The 23,039-nt window shown below is 70.9% G+C and carries 20 protein-coding genes and 2 tRNA genes; 4 read left to right on the top strand and 18 right to left on the bottom strand.

Annotated elements, in window-relative coordinates:
• Positions 1 to 198: 198 nt before the first annotated feature.
• Both ACIQU3_RS07435 and ACIQU3_RS07430 read left to right on the top strand, forming a co-directional pair.
• A complete protein-coding gene (locus tag ACIQU3_RS07435; protein ID WP_403725897.1) occupies positions 199 to 1,464 on the top strand; it encodes a cytochrome b/b6 domain-containing protein in 1,266 nt (421 codons plus the stop codon).
• On the top strand, positions 1,461 to 3,071 hold the full coding sequence (locus tag ACIQU3_RS07430) for an NADH-ubiquinone oxidoreductase-F iron-sulfur binding region domain-containing protein (protein ID WP_403725900.1): 1,611 nt from the start codon (positions 1,461 to 1,463) through the stop codon (positions 3,069 to 3,071). The genes ACIQU3_RS07435 and ACIQU3_RS07430 overlap by 4 nt, the downstream gene beginning before the upstream one ends.
• A gap of 115 nt (positions 3,072 to 3,186) precedes the next feature.
• Here the strand turns inward: ACIQU3_RS07430 and ACIQU3_RS07425 are convergent.
• The 10 genes from ACIQU3_RS07425 to ACIQU3_RS07380 all read right to left on the bottom strand — a co-directional run bounded on the left by ACIQU3_RS07425 (position 3,187) and on the right by ACIQU3_RS07380 (position 8,415).
• A tRNA-Ala gene (locus tag ACIQU3_RS07425) sits at positions 3,187 to 3,259 on the bottom strand.
• 116 nt (positions 3,260 to 3,375) lie between these two features.
• Positions 3,376 to 3,609: a hypothetical protein gene (locus tag ACIQU3_RS07420; RefSeq protein ID WP_006136074.1), complete on the bottom strand. Its 234-nt coding sequence runs from the start codon at positions 3,607 to 3,609 to the stop codon at positions 3,376 to 3,378.
• 3 nt (positions 3,610 to 3,612) lie between these two features.
• A complete protein-coding gene (locus ACIQU3_RS07415) occupies positions 3,613 to 3,786 on the bottom strand; it encodes a hypothetical protein (RefSeq protein ID WP_104780615.1) in 174 nt (57 codons plus the stop codon).
• A 200-nt stretch (positions 3,787 to 3,986) separates the two neighbouring features.
• Positions 3,987 to 4,059: transfer RNA gene (locus ACIQU3_RS07410), tRNA-Ala, on the bottom strand.
• A gap of 73 nt (positions 4,060 to 4,132) precedes the next feature.
• Positions 4,133 to 4,807, bottom strand: a complete 675-nt coding sequence (locus ACIQU3_RS07405; RefSeq protein ID WP_403924166.1) for a histidine phosphatase family protein — start codon at positions 4,805 to 4,807, stop codon at positions 4,133 to 4,135.
• The gene (gene rsfS, locus ACIQU3_RS07400) at positions 4,798 to 5,244 is read right to left on the bottom strand and encodes a ribosome silencing factor (protein ID WP_385662508.1); all 447 of its coding nucleotides are present in this window, start codon (positions 5,242 to 5,244) and stop codon (positions 4,798 to 4,800) included. Before rsfS ends, ACIQU3_RS07405 begins: the two co-directional genes overlap by 10 nt.
• Positions 5,245 to 5,348: 104 nt before the next feature.
• A complete protein-coding gene (locus tag ACIQU3_RS07395; RefSeq protein ID WP_403923786.1) occupies positions 5,349 to 7,085 on the bottom strand; it encodes an LCP family protein in 1,737 nt (578 codons plus the stop codon).
• Between the two features lie 16 nt (positions 7,086 to 7,101).
• Positions 7,102 to 7,845 (bottom strand): nicotinate-nucleotide adenylyltransferase, encoded by a 744-nt coding sequence (nadD, locus tag ACIQU3_RS07390; RefSeq protein ID WP_403725907.1) that lies wholly within the window; start codon positions 7,843 to 7,845, stop codon positions 7,102 to 7,104.
• A gap of 83 nt (positions 7,846 to 7,928) precedes the next feature.
• Positions 7,929 to 8,093, bottom strand: a complete 165-nt coding sequence (locus tag ACIQU3_RS07385; RefSeq protein ID WP_003990192.1) for a hypothetical protein — start codon at positions 8,091 to 8,093, stop codon at positions 7,929 to 7,931.
• 163 nt (positions 8,094 to 8,256) lie between these two features.
• Complete coding sequence (locus ACIQU3_RS07380) at positions 8,257 to 8,415, bottom strand: hypothetical protein (RefSeq protein WP_403725912.1); 159 nt, start codon at positions 8,413 to 8,415, stop codon at positions 8,257 to 8,259.
• A 124-nt stretch (positions 8,416 to 8,539) separates the two neighbouring features.
• Here ACIQU3_RS07380 and ACIQU3_RS07375 point away from each other — a divergent pair, with 124 nt between their 5' ends.
• Entirely contained in the window at positions 8,540 to 9,697 is a 1,158-nt protein-coding gene (locus tag ACIQU3_RS07375; RefSeq protein ID WP_403727173.1) for a M48 family metallopeptidase, read from the top strand.
• Between the two features lie 182 nt (positions 9,698 to 9,879).
• Here the strand turns inward: ACIQU3_RS07375 and ACIQU3_RS07370 are convergent, their stop codons facing one another.
• From ACIQU3_RS07370 to proB, 5 genes are all read right to left on the bottom strand, one after another.
• Positions 9,880 to 10,950 (bottom strand): hypothetical protein, encoded by a 1,071-nt coding sequence (locus tag ACIQU3_RS07370; RefSeq protein WP_403923784.1) that lies wholly within the window; start codon positions 10,948 to 10,950, stop codon positions 9,880 to 9,882.
• Positions 10,951 to 11,039: 89 nt separating this feature from the next.
• Complete coding sequence (locus ACIQU3_RS07365; RefSeq protein WP_403725916.1) at positions 11,040 to 11,639, bottom strand: hypothetical protein; 600 nt, start codon at positions 11,637 to 11,639, stop codon at positions 11,040 to 11,042.
• Between the two features lie 167 nt (positions 11,640 to 11,806).
• The gene (locus ACIQU3_RS07360; RefSeq protein WP_403923781.1) at positions 11,807 to 13,093 is read right to left on the bottom strand and encodes a glutamate-5-semialdehyde dehydrogenase; all 1,287 of its coding nucleotides are present in this window, start codon (positions 13,091 to 13,093) and stop codon (positions 11,807 to 11,809) included.
• A gap of 72 nt (positions 13,094 to 13,165) precedes the next feature.
• On the bottom strand, positions 13,166 to 13,633 hold the full coding sequence (locus ACIQU3_RS07355; protein WP_403725922.1) for a hypothetical protein: 468 nt from the start codon (positions 13,631 to 13,633) through the stop codon (positions 13,166 to 13,168).
• Positions 13,634 to 13,758: 125 nt separating this feature from the next.
• Entirely contained in the window at positions 13,759 to 14,865 is a 1,107-nt protein-coding gene (gene proB / locus ACIQU3_RS07350; protein ID WP_403727176.1) for a glutamate 5-kinase, read from the bottom strand.
• Positions 14,866 to 15,315: 450 nt separating this feature from the next.
• Here proB and ACIQU3_RS07345 point away from each other — a divergent pair, with 450 nt between their 5' ends.
• The gene (locus ACIQU3_RS07345; protein ID WP_403725925.1) at positions 15,316 to 17,349 is read left to right on the top strand and encodes a hypothetical protein; all 2,034 of its coding nucleotides are present in this window, start codon (positions 15,316 to 15,318) and stop codon (positions 17,347 to 17,349) included.
• Positions 17,350 to 17,374: 25 nt separating this feature from the next.
• On the opposite strand, the gene ACIQU3_RS07340 is transcribed toward ACIQU3_RS07345, so the two are convergent.
• The 3 genes from ACIQU3_RS07340 to ACIQU3_RS07330 form a co-directional block, all read right to left on the bottom strand.
• On the bottom strand, positions 17,375 to 18,583 hold the full coding sequence (locus tag ACIQU3_RS07340; RefSeq protein ID WP_403725928.1) for a glycosyltransferase family 2 protein: 1,209 nt from the start codon (positions 18,581 to 18,583) through the stop codon (positions 17,375 to 17,377).
• A gap of 201 nt (positions 18,584 to 18,784) precedes the next feature.
• Positions 18,785 to 20,899: a hypothetical protein gene (locus tag ACIQU3_RS07335; protein ID WP_403725931.1), complete on the bottom strand. Its 2,115-nt coding sequence runs from the start codon at positions 20,897 to 20,899 to the stop codon at positions 18,785 to 18,787.
• A gap of 176 nt (positions 20,900 to 21,075) precedes the next feature.
• Complete coding sequence (locus ACIQU3_RS07330; RefSeq protein WP_403725934.1) at positions 21,076 to 22,572, bottom strand: D-ribitol-5-phosphate cytidylyltransferase; 1,497 nt, start codon at positions 22,570 to 22,572, stop codon at positions 21,076 to 21,078.
• Positions 22,573 to 23,039: the final 467 nt, after the last annotated feature.

Here is a 23,039-nt window from a genome sequence, read left to right as displayed (position 1 = left end):
CGCTATGGGACATCACCACGGCCATATCGTCCTTTGATAACAACGCAATAACTCAAACCTCGTACTGATCGGTATGACTCCGCTTAGAGTTCGGCAGCGGGACCGCTGCTTTCCCGAACCGCTCGGAGTTGCCCCCATGAACCCTCATCGCAGTAACACCTCCCTACACCCGGCCGCCGGGACGTGGGGAGGATTGTCGTGAACACCTACGACTCCACGGCAGACGACTCGTTCGCCGAGTTCCTCAACTTCGGTGCGGGCGTGCTGTCCCTCGTGTGTCTGACGTGCTCGGTGATCTGGGGCCTGGTCGCCCAGGACCGGGTCCTGCTCGACACGCGCCGCCGCATCCTGGCACAGGCCGTGCACCGGACCACGGCCGTCGCCTCGATCGTCTTCCTGCTGGTGCACATCGGCGTGAAGCTGGCGCTGTCCCACACCTCGTGGATCGCCGCGGTGATCCCCTTCGGGCTGGTGTTCACCGACGAGGAGCTGGTCGGAGGCCGGTCGTTCCTGATCGGCCTGGGCACCCTGGCGGGCATGCTCATGATCTTCGTGGGCATCACCGGCGTGCTGCGCAACCGCTTCGCGTCCCCCGCGCCCGTCGCGGCGCGCTGGCGGGCCATGCACATGCTGGCCTACCCGGCCTGGTGTGCCGCCCTGGTCCACGGACTCTACGCGGGTCGCTCCGCCAAACCGATCTTCGTCATCCTGTACTGCCTCTCCCTGGCCGGCGTCGCCGGAGCGCTCGCCCTGCGCGCGGCTCCGCGCCAGGTCAAGCGCCAGGTCGCCGACAAGATCGCGTCGATGATCGGGCCCGGCGACAGCCAGGCCCGCAGGGACCTGGAGGAGAGCCGCGCCCGGGTCGGCGGTGGCTCCGGACTGCCCGGCTACGAGGGCCGTGAGACTCCCGCGCGCTCCGCGGCGTCCCCGTCGGGTCCGCTCTACGAGAAGGCGGAGCGCCCCGCGGCCAAGGAGCCGGCGAACGGCTTCGCCGCCGCCTACCGGGCCGTCTCCGGGCCGCCCCAGGGCCAGCAGGCCTTCGCGCCCGGGCCGACCACCAGCATGCAGCTCCCGCTGGACATGCAGCCCACCGAGACCATCCCGACCGTGGACGGCCCCTCCAGCACTTCGGGCAACTGGCCCATCCCGTCCCCGCCGCCGGTCGGTGAGGCACCGCCGTCCGCCTACGACCCGCTCCAGGACACGGGCTTCAACATCCCGCCCTACGACCCCCTGCAGGACACCGGACAAAGCATCCCGGCCTATGGCAATCCAGGCGCCGCCGGTTACGGATCGAGTGACGTGTACGACACGGGTGAGACGAACACCGCCTTCAACCCGTACTACCCGAACGACACGTACAACAGCGGTCCCGCCAATGAAACAAACCCCGGTGCGTCCTACGACTTCGACGCTCCGGGATCGGGCGAACCTTGGAACACGCCTTCCGGAGGCTTTAAGTGAACGAGGCCCTGCCCGACGTACCCGAAGTCCGCGTGGTCGGCCTTCCCCAGCTCACGTCTGGCTTCGACCTTGTCGATCGGCTCGATCTGCCCATGCACCTCAAGGTGCACGGGCCGCTCGAGCCGATGGGCGGCGAGCAGCTCGCTCAACTCGCCGAACGCATCAACCTGAAGGGCCGCGGCGGCGCGGGCTTCCCCTTCCACAAGAAGCTGCGCTCGGTCGCCGAAGCGGCGATCAAGCGCGGCGTCCGGCCGGTCGTCGTCGTGAACGGAAGCGAGGACGAGCCGGCCTGCCGCAAGGACACGGTGCTGATCAACCGTGCCCCGCATCTCATCCTGGACGGCGCGCTGCTGTGCGCCGAGGCTCTGGGTGCCCGCACGCTCGTGGTGGGGGTCACCCGTGAGTCGACGCAGCGCTCCATGGAGGCGGCGCTGTCCGAGCGCGGCCTGAGCAACGGCCGCCGATCGGCCCTGCGCGCACGCGTCCAGCGCAACCCGGTCCGCATGGTCACCGGCGCCGCCGCGTCGCTGATCCGCTCGATCGACGGCGGCCCGGCCATCCCGCCGGGCCGGAAGGTCAGCGCCTCCCAGAACGGCGTCGGCGGCGCACCCACCCTGCTGTCCAACGCCGAGACCTTCGCCCAGCTGGCGATCGCCGCCCGCATCGGCCCGGAGCGCTACGGCAACACCGGCCTGTACGACGAGCCCGGCACCGTGATGCTCACGGTCTCCGGCGCGGTCGCGCGCCCCATGGTGATCGAGGTCCCGACGGGCGTGCCGCTGCGCTACGTCCTGCAGCTGGCGGGCGCGCCGCCGGTGCCGCAGGGCGTGCTCACCGGCGGCTACCACGGCAAGTGGATCGACGCGGCGACGGTCAACGAGGCGATCGTCTCCCGCAACTCCCTGGACGCGGTGGGCGGCGCGCTCGGCGCGGGCGCGATTCTGCCGATCACTCAGGACACCTGCCCGCTGGGCGAGTCGCTGCGGGTGGCGCAGTGGCTGGCCGAGGAGAGCGCGGGCCAGTGCGGCCCCTGCTACCTGGGCCTGCCGGCCGCCGCGCGCGGCATGGAGGACATCCTCAACGGCGGCGGACCGGCCGCCCTGGAGGCGCTCAAGCAGGTCGCCAAGAACGTGAAGCGGCGCGGCGCGTGTTCGCACCCGGACGGCTCGGCGATGTTCCTGGAGTCGACCATCAAGGCGTTCACGGACGACCTGGCCGCCCATGTCCTCGGCAACGGCTGCGGACGGCCCGTGGAGGGCGTTCTGCCGCTCTTCGAGGGTGGCAGGGCCCCTACGGGGATCCCGGGCGGCGCCGAGCCCGAGGAGAGCGGCGCGAGCCGCCAGAAGATCTACGTCGACTGGACCCTGTGCCGGGGCCACGGATTGTGCGCGGACATCCTCCCCGAGGTGTTCCAGCTCGGCGCCGACGGCTTCCCGACCGTGGCGCAGGCTCAGGTGCCGCGGTACGCCGAGGCGAAGGCTCTACGCGCGGTGCGCCGCTGTCCGGCGCTGGCGCTGCGCATCGAGGAGACGGGCCCGCAGGGCGCGCCGTCCCGCAACCTCCCGGTCCTCTCCCAGGGCCGCGGCCGCCGCGCTCTCGGCCGCTGAGCACACGCACCGGCGGGCATCCCCGGCGGGCCTCCTGCCAGGGAGGCCCGCCGCACGTATCAGCACATCAAGAAGGCGGGCCATCCGATCGGATGGCCCGCCTTCTCATCTACTGTGGAGCTAAGGAGAATTGAACTCCTGACCTCCTGCATGCCATGCAGGCGCTCTACCAACTGAGCTATAGCCCCTTGCTGTGTTCCGCCCGGTTTCCCCGGCGGCGACGCCAACATTACTGGTCCTGGGCGCCCAACACCAAATCGGTTTCCCCTTGCCCGATATGCCCGTTATGCCGAGCCTTCGGGCGTCAGGCCGTCACGAACGAATAGAACCGCTTGAGCGTGCAGTGCTCCTCCAGGAGCCGGCCGTAGATCGGCTCGCCCTCCAACTCGCGGTACGTCTCGATCGGGTCGCCTTTTATGATCAGCGCCCGCGCGCATTCCTCGCACCAGTACTGGTAGTCGGGATTGATCGGTTCCATGTCGCGGACGATCGGAGTCCCGCTGCCGCACCAGTCGCACTTCCGCCTGTGTGCACCCATCGATCAGCTCCAGCTGTGGCCGCAGGCCGTGCACACGTAGGAGATCCCGCCGTTGTCGCCGAGCATCTGGGCCACGTGCGCGGAACCGCAGGAAGGGCAGCTGAGTCGGGTGGACATGTCCCGTGTGAACGCTGCTTCGAGGAGGTGGTCGACCTCCTCGAGGATGCTCGCAGGCATCACTACTCCTCCCGTCGGGCCGCGCCCCCTTCCGGCCGTTTGATTCTGCCACGGCAGGACCAATACGGTCAGCGACGCCTCAGTACCAGTCCGGACACGCCACCCGGCGGGGCCGTAGAGGTATACGCCTGAGCGTGCCCGAGTGACTCAAGCCCAAGCACGAAAAATCCCGCCCCCACACCGGGAACGGGATCTTGACGTGGAGCTAAGGAGAATTGAACTCCTGACCTCCTGCATGCCATGCAGGCGCTCTACCAACTGAGCTATAGCCCCTCTGTCCTTCCCCGCTGGCGGGGCGAACAAGAAGAACTTTAGCCTGCGACCTGCCGGAAAGTGAAATCCGGGGTCAGTCGTCGTCGCCCAGCACCGGCTCGGGCAGGGTGCCGGCGTTGTGCTCCAGCAGACGCCAGCCACGGGCGCCCTCGCCCAGCACGGACCAGCAGCAGTTGGAGAGTCCGCCGAGGCTCTCCCAGTTGCGCGGGTCGAGACCCAGCAGGCGGCCGAGGGTGGTGCGGATCGTGCCGCCGTGGCTGACCACGACGAGCGTGCCGTCCTCGGGGAGCTTCTCCGCATGCCGGAGGACCACGGGAGCCGCGCGGTCGGCGACCTCGGTCTCCAGTTCGCCGCCACCGCGGCGCACCGGCTCGCCGCGCTTCCACGCGGCGTACTCCTCGCCGTACCGGGCGATGATCTCCTCGTGCGTCAGGCCCTGCCAGACGCCCGCGTAGGTCTCCCGCAGCCCCTCGTCGTGGGTGACGTCGAGGCCGGTGAGCGCGGCGAGCTCGGCGGCCGTCGCCGCGGCGCGCCGCAGGTCGGAGGCGACCATGGCGTCCGGCTTCAGGGACGCGAGCAGCCGGGCGGCGCGGCGGGCCTGGGCGACGCCGGTCTCGGTCAGCTCGACGTCCGTGCTGCCCTGGAAACGGCGCTCCACGTTCCACGAGGTCTGGCCGTGCCGCCAGAGGATGATCCGGCGGCCACGGCCCTTCCCGGCGGACGCCTCACGGGAGGAGGTCACCGCCAGTCACCGTCCAGTTCCGCCTCCTCCTCGGCGGCCCGCAGCTTGGCGTGCTCCTCGGCCTTGCCGCGGGTGGCCTTGGCCTCCTCGGGCAGGTCGAGCTCGGGGCAGTCCTTCCACAGCCGCTCCAGGGCGTAGAAGACACGCTCCTCGCTGTGCTGGACGTGGACGACGATGTCGACGTAGTCGAGCAGCACCCAGCGGGCCTCGCGGTCGCCCTCGCGGCGCACCGGCTTCGCGCCGAGTTCCTTCGCGAGGCTCTCCTCGATCGCGTCGACGATCGCCTTGACCTGGCGGTCGTTGGGTGCGGAGGCCAGCAGGAAGGCGTCCGTGATGGACAGCACGTCACTGACGTCGTAGGCGACGATGTCGTGGGCCAGCTTGTCTGCGGCCGCCTGGGCGGCGGTGTTGATCAGCTCGTGAGAGCGGTCGGTCACGGTCACTGCATGGCTTTCGGTCGGCGGTCGTTTGACACCAAGGGTCTCACGGACCGCCCCGGGCCCCCCACGAGATGACGCGGATCACGTGGGGAGCGCGCTCCCGCCGTCTAGTCGGAGGACGGCTTGTAGTCCTGGCCGAGGACCACGGAGACGTCGGCACTGCCGGACGTCCTGCCCTTGGTGACGGAGCCCGCCGGCAGGCCGAGGGTCTTGGCGACCTCGGCGGCGTTCGCCTTGTCGGCGGCGTCGGCGTACACGACCCGGGAGGTGGCCCGGGCTGTGCCGGTGCCGCTCTCCAGGAAGGTGAAGCCGCCGTTGAGGAGCACGACGCGGGCCTTCTCGGTGTTGTCCTCGGCACCGGTGGCGTTCTGGACGGAGACACTGACCGCGGCGTCCTTGTCGGGGCTCTTTGCGGTGCCGCCGAGGACGTTCTTGACGATCCCCGCGCTCGCCTGGGTGCTGAGCGTGCCGTCGTTCTGGACGGGCAGCAGGTCGGTCTTGACGTCGCCGCCCTTGGCGAGGTCGGAGAGACCGGCGAGGAAGGTGCCGAGGTCCCTGTCGGTGAGGGACGGGTCGAGGATCTGGGCGAGCGTCTGGATCGTGGTCGTCGCGGCCTGCGGGTCGGAGGACAGCTTGCGCAGGATGCCCTGCATGACCTGCCCGAAGCGCTCCAGCTGGGCGTTCTGGGCCTCGCCGGGTGCGCGGTAGGTGGCGTAGGCGACCGCCATCTTGCCGCTGAGGGTCTGGTCCTGGCCCTTGTTGACCAGGGGGGCCTCGCCCTTCTTCTTGGCGGCGGGGTCCGGGACGTCGGCGTCGGTGTCGACGTCGATGTTGCCGACGAGGTCGACCAGGTTCTGCAGGTAGGGCGTGTCCAGACGCCACGTGCCCTCGATGTCGGTGCCGAGGACCGTGTCGAGCGCGTCGCGGGTGCCGTCGGAGCCGTCGTCCTCCACCGACTTGGCGAGCGTCGTCGTGGTGCCGTCGTCGCTGGTCAGGGCGAGGGAGTTGGGCAGCAGGACGGTGGTGCCGCGCTGGGTGGTGGTGTTGTCCACGAGCAGGGCCGTGGAGGTGCCGCCGCCCTTGGTGTCGTGCAGGTGGACGACGATCACGTCGCGCTTCTGGGCGCCTGCGGCCGTCGCCGCGCCCTCCTTGGAGTCCTCGGAGGACAGGCCGGGCAGCTTGCCCGCGTACCAGAGCCAGCCGACGCCGCCGACCGCGACGAGCGCGAGGACGACCGTCAGGGCGACGATCCGGCTGCGGGCCCGGCGCCGGGCCTCCTCGCGGCGCTCGGTGCGGTTCTCGGTGAACTTCAGCCAGTCGATGACGTCCTCGGAGTTGGCGTCCGGTTCCTCGACGAAGGCGAACTGCTCGGTGTGGTACTCCCGTTGCTGCTCGGCCCGGGCTTCCGTGTCGTGGTCCGGGCCGGCCTGCTGCGGGATGTGGGCGGTGTGCTGGGCGGTGTGCTGAGCGGTCTGTTCGGCGACCCGCGGCTGCCGGCCGCCGGCGGCGGTGGCCTGGCCGTAGGGGTCGTGCGGGGCGCCCTGCCCGGGGCCGCCCTGCTGCGGGACGGTGCCGTACGGGTCGTAGGAGCCGTAGCCGGAGGCGGGCTGCCGGCCGTCCGTGCCGTAGGCGTACCCGGGCGGGGACTGCTGCCCCTGCTGCTGGGCGTACGGGTCGTAGCCGTAGCCCTGCTGGTGCTGCTGGGCGTACGGGTCGTAGCTCTGCTGCTGGGTCTGCTGTGCCTGGACCTGCCGGTAGACCGGCTGGCCGAACTCGTCGTAGCCCACGAGCTCGTACTGGTCGGCGCCGTATCCCGCGGCCCCCGCGTCGTATCGGTCGTTCACCGGTGCCCCTCTCGGCTCACTCGCCGCGGTACAGCTCGCGCTTGTCGATATAGCGCACGACGCCGTCCGGCACCAGGTACCAGATGGGGTCGCCCTTGGCGACTCTCGCGCGGCAGTCGGTGGAGGAGATGGCCAGGGCGGGGACCTCCACCAGCGAGACACCGCCCTCCGGGAGCCCGGAGTCGTCCAGGTGGTGACCCGGCCGGGTGGCCCCGATGAAGTGTGCCAGGGAGAACAGTTCCTCGTTGTCCCGCCAGGTGAGGATCTGGGCGAGCGCGTCGGCGCCGGTGATGAAGAACAGGTCCGTGTCGAGGTTCAGCGCGCGCAGGTCGCGCAGGGTGTCCACGGTGTAGGTGGGGCCGCCGCGGTCGATGTCGATGCGGCTCACCGAGAACTGCGGGTTCTCGGCGGTCGCGATGACCGTCATCAGATAGCGGTCCTCGGCCGGGGAGACGCTGCGGTGGCTCTTCTGCCAGGGCTGACCGGTCGGCACGAAGACCACCTCGTCGAGGTGGAACGCCGCGGCGACCTCACTGGCCGCCACCAGGTGCCCGTGGTGGATCGGGTCGAAGGTGCCGCCCATGACGCCGAGTCGGCGCTTGCCCGGACGCGAAGGACTCCGTCCCGGGCCGCCGGCTCGGGGGGCCACCGCGGAGGCACGGCGGGGCTCCGAGTACCGCTCGGGGCCGCTCGCCGTCTCCTGTGCCGGGTCGTGCGGCGTCTCGTCCGCCGGACCGGTAGGCATGTCCTGCTCTCCCATGCGTGCAGACCCTACCGGCCCTGCCTGAGGGCTCCGGCCGCCCCCGTGGTCCCCTGGGCGTCCCCGGCGGGACGCCCCGCGGGTCAGCGGTCGCGGTTGAAGCGGGTGGTGATCCACAGCAGGAGCAGCAGGATGAAGAGCGCGCCGCCGCCGGTGAGGTAGGGGCTGAGGCTCTCGTGGTTTCCGCCGTGCTCCTCGCCCTCGGCGGCGAGGGTGACCAACTGGGCAGCGGTGCTGTGGAAGCTCATCTTCGGCAGGACCTATCGCGTGTGGGCGGGTTAAAGACGTCGGCTCATCGTAAGCGGGCGCCCCTCGCGCGATCACCCCGACTCCGCCTGTTCGTGCCGCGGGCGCTCCCGCGTGCCGCGCCTGGCCCGGCCCCGGGGCCCGGCGGGGAACCTTCGTGCGGCGTCAGTCGTCCTTCCGTCTGTAGCCACGCAGCAGGAACCAGGCGGTCAGCGCACAGCCCAGGACCATCACGATCAGCACGATCCGCAGCAAACCCGGCCCCTGCCCCCCGGCGGCGTTCGCGGCCCCGGCGAGCCAGGCGGACAGGGGGTGGTGCTCCATGGTGGTGGTCTCCTTCGCTGTACTGCCCGACCACCGTAACTCCGCCTAGGCTGGGCTCTGCCTCGGGGAAGCAAAGGGCCGCACAAAGGGCCGCAAAGGTCATACCAGACGCATGGGGGAAGACATGTCCGACGGCCACGAGCAGCAGGGGCACGAGCGTGTGCCGAGCAGGCAGCGCAGGCGCTTCCCCGGGATCTCCTCGCGGACGTACGAGCACCCGGCCGACCGTTCCGCCCTGGTGGCACTGCGCAAGCTGAGCGGGTTCGACACGGTGTTCAAGGCGCTCAGCGGCCTGCTGCCCGAGCGCAGTCTGCGGCTGCTGTTCCTGTCCGACTCGGTGCGCGTCTCGGACCAGCAGTTCGCCCATCTGAACGTGATGCTGCGGGACGCCTGCTACATCCTGGACCTGGAGAAGGTCCCCCCGATGTACGTGAACCAGGATCCGCAGCCCAACGCGATGTGCATCGGCCTGGACGAGCCGATCATCGTCGTCACGACCGGCCTCGTCGAACTGCTCGACGAGGAGGAGATGCGCGCGGTCGTCGGGCACGAAGTGGGGCACGCGCTGTCCGGGCACTCCGTCTACCGGACGATCCTGCTGTTCCTGACGAGCCTCGCCGTCCGGGTGGCGTGGATCCCGCTGGGCAATCTCGCGATCATGGCGATCGTGACCGGGCTGCGGGAGTGGTTCCGCAAGTCGGAGCTGTCGGCGGACCGCGCGGGGCTGCTGGTCGGGCAGGACCTGCGGGCCTCGATGCGGGGTCTGATGAAGATCGCCGGCGGCAACCACCTGCACGAGATGAACGTGGACGCGTTCCTCGCCCAGGCCGAGGAGTACGAGGCCGGGGGCGATCTGCGCGACTCCGTGCTGAAGATCCTGAACGTGCTGCCCCGCACCCACCCCTTCACCACGGTGCGGGCGGCCGAGCTGAAGAAGTGGGCCGAGTCGCGGGATTTCCAGCGGATCATGGACGGCCACTACGCGCGGCGTGACGAGGACAAGGACACCTCGGTCCGCGACTCCTGGCGGGATTCGGCGAACCACTACACGTCCCACGTGAAGAACTCCAAGGACCCGCTGATGAAGCTGGTCACGGACCTCGCGGGCGGCGCCGGCGACCTGGGTGACCGGGTCCGCCGCGGCTTCGGCGGCTTCACGGCCGCGCCCCCGAAGCCGCCTCAGGGGCCTGGGACGGACCCGTCGGGCCCGTCGGGCCCGTCGGACTCCTCGGGCCCGTCGGACTCCTCGAGGGGCGACCAGCCGCCGCGAGACGAGCGCTAGGCGCCACACGTCCGCCCGGGGGGCGCACGGCCCGCCGCCCCGTGCCCTTCCGGCCCGGCGGCCCGGGCCAGTGTCCTCCCGTCCCGGCTGGAGGCTTGCCCGGACCGACTGGGGGCTTCCCCGGCGTGGCTGGACGCTTCCCCGGCCCGGCTGGAGGCTTCCCCGGCCCGGCTGGGACCTCTCTACACCTTCGGCTGCGCGCTCGTCGCCAGGGAGCCGCACAGGGCCGTCGCGCCGCCCGTGGCGTAGGGGTCGGTGCCGGCGGGGCCGCCCTCCTTGGCCGTCTGCCCTGCCAGGAGGGGCCGGAGATGGTTCGTGGAGTCCTCGGCGCAGGACAGCGGGCCGGCCTGGACGTAGGAGACCAGGAGCTGGGTCTGGTGCAGCCGCAGGTCGTCGCGGTCGAAGCGGAAGTGCAGCTCACGCCGGAGGGTGAAGAGGGACACGTCGTCCTTGGCCCCGGCCCCGGCCGCCCGCAGCGCGTACACGAACGTGTGATCGGCAGTGACCTCCAGCGTCGACGCGTCGGCCTCGGCGGCCTGCAGCGTGCCCTGGACGCGGACCTTCCGGTCGGCCAGCTCGGCGCGGGACGGGTCGAAGCGCACCAGCCAGCCGGTGGGCGCGTGGCGTCCGTCGGCGGTGGGGCGGGCGAAGCTCTGGTCGAACTGGTCCAATTGGTCGGGGTCGAGCAGCACCCGGACGGCGCGGACCTCACCGCCCGTGAGGACCTCGGGGTCGAGGGCCGAGCGGACGATGTAGTCCTTGGCGGTCGTCAGGGCGGTCACGACCTGGCTGTCCGAGAAGTGCGCGGTGCGCCGCGAGGCCGGCAGCGGCACCCCCTCCGCGCCGGTGCGGAACTGCGCGGCGGGGCTGTGCTCGTACAGGTACGCCGGGTCGCCCTTGCCGGGCACCTTGCCCTCGGGGGCGAGGGGGATGACGGTCATCCGCAGGGGCTCGGCGGGCTCCCGGGCGGCGGGGGTCTGGTAGGGGTGCCGCACACCCATGTAGATCGCGGTGCCGAAGGCGATGGCGATCAGCAGGACGAGGACCAGGGCCTGCCGGGACAGACCCCGGCGCAGCGGGGGCCTGCGTCGCACTGCGGGGGCGTGGTCCGCGATGCGCTCCTGCGCGGAGAACTCCTGGAGGCGGGCAGCACGGACGAACGACTCGTCGAAGACGACGGATCGGTACTCGTCCTCTCCACCACCGGGGGCGCCCTCTGGACTCCCCTCAGGTGGGTTTCCAGGCCCGCCCATATCTTCAGGGTAGGTCGCCGGAAGCTCGGGTAAACGCCCGGCTGCTCCACAAGTTCTGACAGGTTCTCACCAAGATGGGCGGGTTCCGGTCAGGGGCCGTGGGGGATCACCGAGACGGCCGGCGGGGAGTACTCGGCGGAGGCCGAGGGCGCGGCTCCGCTGCCCTGTTCCAGCCCGGTCGAGGCGGGCGGCGGCGCGGGCTCCTCGCGGTTGCCGGAGGCGCCCCGGTAGACCGCAGTGAAGGCGAGGGCGACCATGCCGATGCCCATCACCAGGGCCAGCAGCCAGGCGACGGGGCGGTGCCAGCGGACCTGTTTGGAGTACGGCCCGGCGCCGTAGTGGTCCTCGAAGAGGTCGGGGTCGTCCAGCTCGTCGAGGCCGGGATCGGGGCCGTGGACACCCCGCCGGTCCGGGCCGTACCCCTCGTCGTAGCGCTCGCCTGAGGTGTGGGCGCGGCGCGCCTCGGCCTCGGAGGCCTCCGCTCTCGCCTGTGCCGCGGCCAGCAGGCGCTCCACCGCGCTCGGCTCGTGCACCACGGCCGCGCGTACGAAGGCCTCGTCGAAGACCACGGAGGCGAACTCTTCGTCCGACACCCCGCGGTCCTGGTCGTCGTCGGGCTCCCGGCCGTCCGGAGACGGCGTGCCCCCCACGTCCTCCGGCACGGATCCAGAGTAGACCTGGGGGGTCAATTTGGGCAGACGGTATGGAAATTCATCCGCTGGTCGAGACGGCTTCCACGGGGCGCCGGACGGCGCACGCCCCACCGATCACTCCTCCCGCGCGCGACTGCGCCATTCGGGTGACCTCGCAGCGGCCTGCGCCCTCGCGCATACTCCGTGCTCCGCGCGGACCCGGCTCAGCGCCGTACGTGCCCGTCGCCGGTGACGATGTACTTCGTGCTGGTCAGCTCCGGCAGCCCCATGGGCCCGCGGGAGTGCAGCTTCTGCGTGGAGATGCCGATCTCGGCGCCGAAGCCGAACTGGCCGCCGTCGGTGAAGCGGGTGGAGGCGTTCACGGCGACGGTGGTGGAGTCGACCAGCTGGGTGAAGCGGCGGGCGGCCTGCTGGGAGGTCGTCACGATGGCCTCGGTGTGGCCGGAGGTCCACAGCCGGATGTGCTCGACGGCCTTGTCCAGCGAGTCCACGACCGCGGCGGCGATGTCGTACGACAGGTACTCGGTCTCCCAGTCCTCGGCGGTCGCCTCGACGACGGTGGCCTTGGAGTCCTTGGCGTAGGCCTGCACGCGCTCGTCGGCGTGCACGGTGACCCCGGCCTCCGCGAGGGCGTCCAGGGCGCGGGGCAGGAACTCCGCGGCGATGTCCTGGTGGACCAGGAGGGTCTCGGCGGCGTTGCAGACGCCGACCCGCTGGGCCTTGGAGTTGATCAGGATCTCGACGGCCATGTCGAGGTCGGCCCGGGCGTCGACGTAGACGTGGCAGTTGCCGGTGCCGGTCTCGATGACGGGGACGACGGACTCCTGGACGACCGCGTTGATCAGGGAGGCGCCGCCGCGCGGAATGAGCACGTCGACCAGGCCGCGGGCGCGCATCAGCTCGCGCACGCTGTCGCGGCTCTCACCGGGGACGAGCTGGACGGCGTCGGCGGGCAGCCCAGCCCCGCCGACGGCGTCACGCAGGACGCGCACGAGGGCGGTGTTCGACTGGTACGCCGAGGAGGAGCCGCGCAGCAGGACCGCGTTGCCGGACTTCAGGCAGAGGGCGGCGGCGTCGACGGTGACGTTCGGCCGGCCCTCGTAGATGATCCCGACCACGCCGAGCGGCACCCGGACCTGGCGCAGGTCGATGCCGTTGGGCAGCGTGGAGCCGCGGACGACCTCGCCGACCGGGTCGGGCAGCGCGGCCACGTCGCGCACGTCCGAGGCGATGGCGCGGATCCGCTCGGGGGTGAGCGTGAGCCGGTCGATCATGCCCTCGCTGGTGCCGGCCTCACGGGCCTTGGCGACGTCCTTGGCGTTGGCTTCGAAGATCTCGCTCGCACGGACCTCCAGCGCGTCCGCGATGGCGAGCAGCGCGTCGTCCTTCTCGGCCCGGGGCAGCGGCGCGAGGACCGCGGCGGCGGCCTTGGCCCGGTAGGCGGCCTCGGTGACCGGGGACATGGAGTCGTACGGAGAGAGCGTGGTCATGAGGGAAGGGTAGTGCGCCGGGCGGCTCGGTTCATCGTTCGTTCCACAGCGCGAGACACTTCGTGGAACGGGTCAAAACGGATGAACGCCCACCGGGGACGCCGGCGGCGGGCCGTACCCCTCGGCGACGCGCTGGTGATAGGTCGCGCGGTCGATGACCTCCAGGCCGACGATCTCCCAGGGCGGCAGCCCGGCGGTCTGACGGTGCTCGCCCCACAGGCGCAGGGCGACGGCGGCCGCGTCGTGCAGGTCGCGGGCCTCCTCCCAGTAGCGGATCTCCGCGTGGTCGACGGCGTAGCGGCTGGTCAGGAAGAAGGGGTGGTCGTGGGCGAGCTGTTCCAGGGCGCGCCGGACCTCGGGGAGCGGGGCCTCCTTGCCGGAGACGCTGAGCGTGACGTGCCACAGGCGCGGGCTCTCCACGGGATCCTCGCCCTCGAACCGGTCCCCGGCCGCCACGCTGGTCAGGGCGCGCTCCTCACCGGCCGCGCGGGAGCCGGCACCACCGCGGGACGCCTGAGTCCCAGGGCGCACTCGTCTCACGACGGCCTCCTTTGCACAGTGGCGCTGCTGCGGAACAGTTCCCCGAGACAAAGTTGAGCAGGCCGCACGGGATCGTGTGGCGCTTTTGCGGAACGTCCACCACCGGGGGCGGACGTTTCGACACATTACGGGTGCAGGACCACCAGGTCGTCCCTGTGTACGACCTCGCGTTCGTACGCGGGCCCCAGATCGCGGGCCAGTTCCCGGGTGGAGCGGCCGATCAGCCGGGGAATCTCCTTGGCGTCGAAATTGACGAGCCCGCGGGCGACCGCGTGCCCCGCCCCGTCCCTCAACTCCACCGGGTCGCCGGCGCTGAACTCGCCCTCGACCGCTGCGATCCCCGCCGGCAGCAGCGACTTGCGGCGGTCCACGACGGCCCGCACGGCGCCGTCGTCCAGGGTCAGCGCACCCTGCGGTGTGGAGGCGTGCTGGAGCCACAGCAGCCGGTCGGCGGAGCGCTTGCCGGTGGGGTGGAACAAGGTGCCGGTGTCCTGGCCGGTCAGGGCGTCGGCGGCGTGGACGGCGCTGGTGAGGACGACGGGGATGCCGGCGGCGGCCGCGATCCGGGCGGCCTCGACCTTGGTGACCATGCCGCCGGTGCCGACGCCCGCCTTGCCCGCGCTGCCGATCTCGACCTCGGCGAGGTCGGAGGGGTCGCGCACCTCGCCGATGCGGGAGGTGCCGGGCCTGGCAGGGTCCCCGTCGTAGACGCCGTCCACGTCGGACAGCAGGACCAGCAGGTCGGCGCGGACGAGGTGGGCGACCAGTGCGGCGAGGCGGTCGTTGTCGCCGAAGCGGATCTCGTCCGTGGCGACGGTGTCGTTCTCGTTGACGATCGGGAAGGCGCCCATCGCGAGCAGCTTGTCGAGCGTGCGCGAGGCGTTGCGGTGGTGCGAGCGGCGGCTCATGTCGTCGGAGGTCAGCAGGACCTGCCCCACGCGGACGCCGTAGCGGGCGAAGGAGGCGGTGTAGCGGGCGACCAGCAGGCCCTGGCCGACGCTGGCGGCGGCCTGCTGCCGGGCGAGGTCCTTGGGGCGGCGGCGCAGGCCGAGCGGGGCGAGACCGGCGGCGATGGCGCCCGAGGAGACCAGGACGATCTCCCGTTCCCCGCCGCTGCGGACCTTGGCGAGCACGTCGACCAGCGCGTCCACGCGGTCCGCGTCCAGGCCGCCCGAGGCGGTGGTCAGCGAGGAGGACCCGACCTTGACGACGATCCTGCGGGCCTCGCCCACGGCCTGCCTTGCCCCTGCCACGTCGCCGTCCGTCCCCTCACGTCGATTCGGTCGCTCACCAGGAAATCTACGGGACGCCGGCACGGGGTGCGGCGCCGGTCCACGCTACGGACGGTGCCGTCCGCGTCACGGGAGCGCAGCCGGCCGTCCCTCCGTCGCCTCGGCACCGCCTGGGCCGGCAGGCACACCCCTCCGTGCCCCCTCGACCCCATGGCGGGGAACCGATCATCCACGCCCCTCATCGCTCGGCCTCTGCTGCGGCCGGAAACCGACCTTCCGCCCCTTCCGGGCCCACCCCACGACAGGAACAGGATCATCCGCTACCGTCCGACGACACGCCTTTCGGCCCCCGCCCCACACCCCGACGCCACGCGCGTGTCGTCGGGACGCCGCCACGCGTTAACCCGGACGGCCGACCTGCGCCGACCCGACGCTCCTGGAGTGACCGCAGTGCCCGTACCTCTCCCCCGCCCGCAGGCCCTCTTCAAGGGGCTGGTCACCGTCGTCCTGGCCGCCGCGTTCGCCGCACAGGCGGTCGCGGCGCTGCTGCCCGACGTCCCGCTGCTGATCGCCGCCACGACCGTCTCCCTGGCCACCGAGGGCGTCCTGTACAAGTGGCAGCGCGGGGTGCTCTCGCTCTTCGCCAAGTCGCACGCGGACATCACCGTGCGGCAGGTCGTACGGGACCTGCTGCTGGTCGTGGCCCTGCTGCGGCTGGGCGAGCAGGACCGGGAGACGGTGTACGCCCCGCTGGTGGCCGGGCTGCTCCTGTGCTACGTGCTGCACAGCGCGATCCAGGCGGTCTCCGTGCTGGTGCGCCGCACCCGCACCCTGCCGGTGCTCACCCGGAACATCGACGCCTCCGCGCTGCGGCTGTCCCCGGCCCCGTGGGGGCTGCTGCGCCGGCCCGGTCACCGGCTGCTGGTGTTCGGCCTGCCGGCGACGGCCGGGCTGCTCGCCAGCACCCCGGGCGACCGTCCCGTGTACGCGGCGGCGGGCATCGCGCTCTCCCTCGCCCTCGGACTGACCGGCCTCGGCGTCCTGCTGCTCCGGCTGCTGCCCGGCCGTCGCCCGGCGGACGAGCAGGAGGTGCTCGAGTGGTTCGACGCGTGGCTGGCCGAGTACCGGCCCACCGCCGGCCTGTACTTCTCCGGTGGTGCCTCCTCGGCCTACCAGGCGAACATGTGGCTGGAGCCGCTGGCCGGTCTGGAGGGCAGGCCCATCATCATCCTGCGCGAGCGGTTCATGGTGCAGAAGATCGCGGCGACGGACATCCCGATCGTGTGCCTGCCGAAGGTGTCGACGCTGATGCGCCTGGAACACTCCACGCTCCAGGTCCTCATCCACCCGTCGAACTCCGGCAAGACCTCCCAGGTGCTGCGCATCCCCACGATCAAGCACACCTTCGTCAACCACGGCGAGAGCGACAAGCTGTCCTCGTGCAACCCCTACGCGAAGGCGTACGACGAGGTCTGGGTGGCCGGGCCCGCCGCGCGCGAGCGCTACGCCCTGGCCGAGGTCGGGGTCGAGGACAAGGACGTGGTGGAGACGGGCCGCCCGCAGCTGGACGGTGTGCTGCCCTACGCGGGTCCGCCGGCCGGGCCCTGGACGACCGTGCTGTACGCGCCGACCTGGGAAGGCTGGGACGGCAACCCCGGCAACACGTCGGTGATCGCGGCCGGGGAGAACCTGGTGCGGGCGCTGCTCGCGGACCCGGGCGTGCGGCTGCTGTACAAGCCGCATCCGCTGACGGGGTCGGTGGATCCGCGTGCGGGCGCGGCCGACCTGCGGATCCGGGAGCTGATCCGGGCCGCCAACCGGGAGCGGGTGGGCGAGCGCCCCTCGGACGGTACGGAACTCGCCCGCCGCACCGCCGAACTGGACCGGCTCACCACCTCGGTCTTCCGGTCCGGGGCCGACACCGTGGAACGGATGCTGGTGCAGTCGGCGCCGGAGCCGGGCCGCGCGGAGTCGGTGGCACGGGCGGCGGCCGCGTGGAACGAGGCGTACTGGGCCTCGCTGCCGGCGGGCGAGCACCAGATCATCACGGACGCCCGGCCCACGCTGTACTCCTGCTTCAACGTCGCCGACCTGCTGATCAGCGATGTGTCGAGCGTGATCAGCGACTTCCTGGCGAGTGAGAAGCCGTACGCGGTGGCCAACACCAGCGGGCTGCCCGAGGACGCCTTCCGCACGGCTTTCCCGACGGTGGCGGCGGCTACGGTGCTGACGCCGGACGCCGCCGGGGTGCCGGACCTGCTGGAGACCGTCCGGCACCCGGAGCACGACGAACTGGCCGAGGCGCGTGCCGAGCTGAAGCTGCGTCTGCTGGGCCCGGCCGAGCCGTCGTCGCAGGAGCGCTTCAACGAGGCCGTCCGGGCCCTGTGCGGGGAGGCCCGGGACCACCGGGCGCGGGTGGCGGAGCGGCTGGCCGCGGTGCCCGGTCAGCGCACCGGGGCCGAGGTCCCCGCCGCACAGCGCTGAGCGGCGCCGGACATCCCCGTGCCGGTCACGCCGCGTGGCGTATCTCCCGGGACGTCAGCACGCGTCGGGCCTTGCGCACGGCGCGCCGCATGAACGTGTCGACACCGCCCTCGCGGTACCCCGGGAAGGCACGGGCCTCCCGGGGCTCGGCGAGGTAGACGGAGTCGGGGACACCGGCGGCGCGGTCCCGGAAATGCGGGTAGGCCAGGTACACACGGCGGCCCTTCCTCTCCAGGAGGGCCGCCGCCTGCTTCTTGCTCTTGACGAACTGCACGACGTCCGGCAGCAGTTCGGGACGCTGCTCGGCGACCAGGTGCAGCCGCAGCCGCTCGTGGACCTTGAGGCGCTGGGCGACGCCCTCGGTCCAGTGGGTGTCCATCAGCGGCTTGGCGAGCTCGAACTTGTGCCGGCGGATCTCCTCGCTGTCCGTCAGGTACTTGGGCCCGAACTGCGGCAGCAGCGTGACGAGGAAGGGCCGGACCATCAGCTGGTCGCGCCGGCCGCCCGCGGGGACGAGCTCGGCGATGAGCTCCATGAGGGCCCGGGCGGAGTCGAAACGCAGCGTGTAACTGCCGCTCTTCGTCACATGCTTGCCGTCGTCGCGGCCGACCAGGTAGTAGCAGGTGTGGTCGGCGACCACGGAGACGCCGTCCGCCCGCAGGTAGGCCTCCATGGTGAACAGCGCGTCCTCGCCGGTGAACAGCGACTCGTCGAAACGCATGCCGTGCCGGTCGAGCAGCGCGCGGCGGAACAGCTTCTGCGCGCTGAGGGTGAACTTGATGTTGGAGGAGAAGACGTCCGTCCGCTCCACCGTCCTGCCCCACATGGACTTGGGCGCCGAGCGGTTGACGCCCTCGACCTTGCCGAGCACCACGTCCGTGCCGGCGCGGTCGGCCATGGCGACCATCCGCTCCAGAGCCTCGGGGCCCAGCCGGTCGTCGGCGTCGAGGAAGAACACGTAGCGCCCGGTGGCCTTCCCCAGGCCCACGTTGCGGGGACCGCTGGGGCCCCCGGAGTTCTCCTGCCGGATCACGAGCACGTGCATGGGAGCCCGCTCGGCGAACTCCAGCAGGTACTCCCCCGTCCCGTCCGTCGAACCGTCGTCCACCGCGATGACCTCGACGCGCTTCGGATCGATGGTCTGTGCCTCGACGGACGAGAGGCACTCGATCAGATACGGCATCGCTTCGTACGCACCGATGATCACACTCACATCAGGCTGCGTCACGGTCACGTTTCCCCCTAGTCAATGGGATATTCCCCCCGTATCGCCTCATTCGCTACTTGAAAGACGGGTGATCGAGGCAAGCGGTTGCCTCGCACACGGGTGTTAGTGGGACACGTCACACAGTGATCGGACATGCCGTGGGAAGGAAAAAGAGTTCGGCCCCGAGGAGCACCCTCGGGGCCGAACTCTTCAGTCAGCGGCGGCAGTTCAGGCCGTGCCGACCTCGTCCGTGTCACCGGCGGCGGGCATCCGCTGCCCCGGCACGGCGTTCGCAAGCTCGGCCTCGGTCTCCGCGAGGGCGGCCGCGTCCCGTGACTGCTGGCCGACGTTGCGGGTCTCGGCCTTGAGCGCGAGGTTCGCCACAGCGGTGTTGAACTGCTCCAGCGAGGTCGGCTCGTCCGGGCCCAGCAGGTACTGCTTGAGCTCCTTGCGGTCCTCGGCCAGCGGGTCGGCGTCCGGGGCGCGGACCGCGCCGAGCAGCTCGCCCAGCTCGTCGGCGCTGTTGGACAGGATCACCGCGGCGCGCACCGCCGTGTTGTTCCGCTTGAACTCCTCGACACCCACTCCGGCGGAGTCCGTGACCGCGTACGGCTTTCCGCTGGCGATGAAGTCGGAGACCACGCTGGAGATGTCGGAGACCATCGCGTCGGAGACGTTGAAGCAGTCGTACAGCCGCGGCTCGGCGCCGGTGATGACGCGGTGCTCCCAGGACGGGAAGGAACGCCAGTAGGCCTCGTTCCACTCGGCGCGCAGCCGGGCGACCTCCTCGTGCCGGGCGACGTCGACCAGCCCGTCACGGGTGGCCACGGCCTCGTCGCCGCGGTCGCCGCCGGAGCCGGACAGCTGCGCCAGCCGGGCCTCGATGCGGCTCAGCTCGGCCTTGGCCTGGGCCTGCGCGGCGGTGTCGGCGACGAACCGGGTGTCGATGGCCCGCTCGGCGGCGGCCTTCTGCACCAGGGCGGTGATCCGCCGGTGCGCGGCGCCGGCCTCCTTGCTGACGTTGCCGGTGAAGGGGTGCGGCTTGTACAGGACGCGGACCGGCGGGTCGGCCTGCACGAGCTGCTGCACGATGTTCTCGCCGGCCAGCACGACCGACGTGTTGCCCGGGTTGCCGTCCCAGCCCTCCCAGGTGGGGGCGTACAGCACCGTGGGGATGCGGCCCTCGGGCACACCCTGCCAGGTCTGGATCGGGGCGAGCTGAGGGCGGCCGACCTCGACGATGTCGTCGTCGCGGACGCCGACGTCGGCGATGGCGTAGCGGTCGCGGCCCGCACGCCCGGCCGTCCACACCTCGTCGTAGACCTTGCTGTACGGGTTGACGCTGGCGAGCTTGTCGCTGTCGCCGTGGCCGATGAAGACGTGCTTGATGGTGGGCACGCGCAGCATGTGGATGTTCTTGCCGACGTTGGCCGCGTAGAGCGCGACGCGCACCGTGGACAGGTCCATGTTCATCAGGTGCACCCCTCCGGGCACGCAGATGACGGGGACCGTGGTGGGCGCCAGGTTGTTCAGGATGGCCCGCTCACGCAGGATGATCAGCGGCTTGGAGTCCAGCTTCTCCATGGTGTCCAGCCACATGTTGACCTGGTACGCGGAGTCCTTGGACCCGGAGAAGTAGAGCACCGTCTCCGGCTTGTACTCGCCCAGCCAGTCGTCGACGGCCGCCAGGACCGTCTCCGCCTTCGGCGGGATCTTCCGGCCGCGCACGTACGGCACGAGCGCCAGGACGTAGAGGATGGCCACGGCCACCGTGATGCCGATGCCGATGAAGCCGACCAGGGACGACTTCACCTGCGCGGCGATCAGGATGCCGACGACCGCCGCGAGGTCGAGGTGCAGCATCTTCTCGGCGGAGCGGTGCAGCAGCTTGCGCGGCGGGGCGTCCGGGATGCGGATGCGGGAGGCCAGGTCGACGTTGCGGGTGGCGACCGGCATGCGGCGGCGGTTGCGGATCAGCTGGACCAGCGCGCCGTGCGGGGCCTGAAGACCGTAGAAGGCGATGAAGCAGGCGATCGCCCCGTAGTAGATCAGGTTGTCCGCCAGAGACAGCCGGGCCAGCAGCAGGACGAGCAGCAGCTGCCGTATCAGGAAGCGGATCGGCAGGCCGGCCCGCACCTTTCCGAGGCGGTTGATCAGGTAACTGCCCTTGCGGTGCAGATAGTGGTCCGCCAGGTACGTCACGGCGGCCGCTGCCGCGAAGGCGGGAACGCTCGGGACGAGCGCGGCCAGCATGAGGGCGGGGAAGCCCGCCACCATGAGGACCGCCGCGGCCAGCTGGGCCGCGCTGCCCACCCGGGCGACGCGAATAGCGGTGGATATCACGGAGAAACCTGCTCTTGGGAGGGGTGTGCCGGTCTTGGTTCGAGAATGCGGCTGGTCTGTGAATATTCGCGGGACGGTATGGATTCAGGCCCCTGCGAACACTCCGGTCGACGGCAAATGCCGTGAACAGGAGGGCGCAGAGGCCTGAATTACCGAAGTCTATTTGGCGCCAATTATTACACGCCGTCCTGCCGGTCCAGCACCGTGGCCAGTGCCTGCTCGAAGCCGGAGGCCCGGGCCGCGCCGGCCGTCGGGTCCTGCTGGCGGACGTCGATGACGTGGCCGGTGAGCTCGGAGAGCAGCACGTCGAGGGAGGTGCGGGCCACGGCCTCGGAGGACAGCAGGGAACCCGAGGGCTCCTGGCCGAAAGCCTTGGTGCGCATGGGGGTGGCGGTGCGCTCGGGGTTGATGCAGTTGACGCGGACGCCCTCGCCCGCCCACTCGTCGGACAGCGCCTGGGTGAGGTTCACCATGGCGGCCTTGGTGGAGGAGTACAGGCTGTACTCGGCGCGGCCGCGGGTGTAGCTGCTGGAGGTGTAGAGCAGCAACTGGCCCTTGGTCTCGGACAGGTACTTGTACGACGACCGGGCGATCTGGACCGGGGCCAGGTAGTTGACCTTCAGCGCCTCCTCGATGGTGGCGTTGTCGGTCTCGGCGAGCTTCCCTATGCGCAGCACGCCTGCGGTGTTGACCACGTAGTCGATGCGACCGGTCTCGGCGTACGCCTTGGACAGGGCGTCGTCGACCTCCTCCGGGTTCTCCACGTGGGTGCCGGTGGTGGAGCGGCCGAGGGCGTAGACCTTGGCGCCGTAGGACTCGGCGAGCTCGGCGATGTCCTTGCCGATGCCGTAGCTGCCGCCGAAGACGACCATGGTCTTGCCGGTCAGCAGCTCGCGGTAGGCCTCCTCGGAGACCTGCTCGGGCGCGGCCGTGGAGGCCAGCTGGAACAGCTTGTCGGCGATGAAGACGTCGACGGGCTGGGTGACCTTCATGTTGTACTCGTCACCGGCGACGACGTGGATCGGCACGTCCGGCAGGTACTTGAGCACGACGGAGCAGTCGTCGGTGGCCTGGAAGTTGGGGTCGCCGGCGGCGACCTCGTAGGCCCGCTTGATCGTGGACAGCTTGAAGGCCTGCGGCGTCTGGCCGCGGCGCAGCCGGGAGCGGTCCGGGATCTCGGTGATGAACTCGCCGTCCTCGCCGTGCGTGCGCGTGACGATGATGGTGTCCGCGGACGGGATGGCCACGTCGACGGCCTGGTAGCGCTCCAGCGCGGTGACGCAGTCCTCGATGACGCGCTGCGACAGCAGGGGGCGCACGGCGTCGTGGAAGAGGACGTTGGCGTCCTCGCCCTCGGCCAGGCCCTCGCCCAGCGCGGCGATGGCGCGCTCGGTGGTCTCGTTCCGCGTGGAGCCGCCCTCGATGACCTTCGAGACCTTCTTGAATCCGGCCTTGGCGACGATCTTCTCGATGTCGGGCACGTAACCCGGCGCCATCAGCACGATGATGTCGTCGATCGAGTCGGTGTTCTCGAAGGTGGTCAGCGTGTGCTCGATGACTGCCTTGCCGGCGATCTTCAGCAGCTGCTTGGGGATCGACAGACCCACGCGCTGACCGGTGCCACCGGCCAGGATCACTGCGGTGGTACGGGGCTTGGCTATGTGCTGGGACACAGGTGACCTACCTTGGGGCGACAGGGAACTCGGAAATGGTCCCACTTGTGGTTACCGCAATGCAAGGTGAGCGCCCTCCACCGCATATGTGCGCGCCACCTCTCATTCACCTGCCGACGCTGGTGATTGCGGATGGTTGCTCAAGCCCCGGTAAAAGCGTTGTGAGTAACTGCACAGGAGCTCGGCGACGGGGCCGCCGGGACTGCGGTGACCGGGGACCTGCGCCGGTTCCTCGGACGATGTCCTGTGCACGGTACGCGCTTTGGCGGTGCTCCACGTACCGCGCGCCGCCCGCGGGGCCTGGTACGGGGCTCGCGGTGCACGGATCTCCACTTCCCGGTGCCCGCGGCTGTACGCGTTCTTCATGACGGCCGGCCGCTAATACGGCTCTCCCGGCCGCTCATTGCCACGGAATTCCCGGTCAGGATTCCGCAGCATTTCGGTCTCGCCGAGCGCGGTGCGCCACA

Origin of the sequence: Streptomyces sp. NPDC101110, assembly GCF_044759525.1 — a bacterium.
In the GTDB taxonomy this organism is placed as follows: domain Bacteria; phylum Actinomycetota; class Actinomycetes; order Streptomycetales; family Streptomycetaceae; genus Streptomyces.
The sequence above is the reverse complement of the archived record's forward strand: the minus strand, read 5'-3'. Positions and strand labels throughout refer to the sequence as shown.

Bases quoted from the DNA above. Each gene is read 5' to 3' on its own strand.
- ACIQU3_RS07380 (WP_403725912.1), bottom strand. From the start codon at position 8,415: ATGGAGCACCACCCCCTGTCCGCCTGGCTCGCCGGGGCCGCGAACGCC.
- ACIQU3_RS07415 (WP_104780615.1), bottom strand. From the start codon at position 3,786: ATGCCTGCGAGCATCCTCGAGGAGGTCGACCACCTCCTCGAAGCAGCG.
- nadD (WP_403725907.1), bottom strand. From the start codon at position 7,845: ATGGGAGAGCAGGACATGCCTACCGGTCCGGCGGACGAGACGCCGCAC.
- ACIQU3_RS07420 (WP_006136074.1), bottom strand. From the start codon at position 3,609: ATGGGTGCACACAGGCGGAAGTGCGACTGGTGCGGCAGCGGGACTCCG.
- ACIQU3_RS07385 (WP_003990192.1), bottom strand. From the start codon at position 8,093: ATGAGCTTCCACAGCACCGCTGCCCAGTTGGTCACCCTCGCCGCCGAG.
- ACIQU3_RS07370 (WP_403923784.1), bottom strand. From the start codon at position 10,950: ATGGGCGGGCCTGGAAACCCACCTGAGGGGAGTCCAGAGGGCGCCCCC.
- ACIQU3_RS07360 (WP_403923781.1), bottom strand. From the start codon at position 13,093: ATGACCACGCTCTCTCCGTACGACTCCATGTCCCCGGTCACCGAGGCC.
- ACIQU3_RS07375 (WP_403727173.1), top strand. From the start codon at position 8,540: ATGTCCGACGGCCACGAGCAGCAGGGGCACGAGCGTGTGCCGAGCAGG.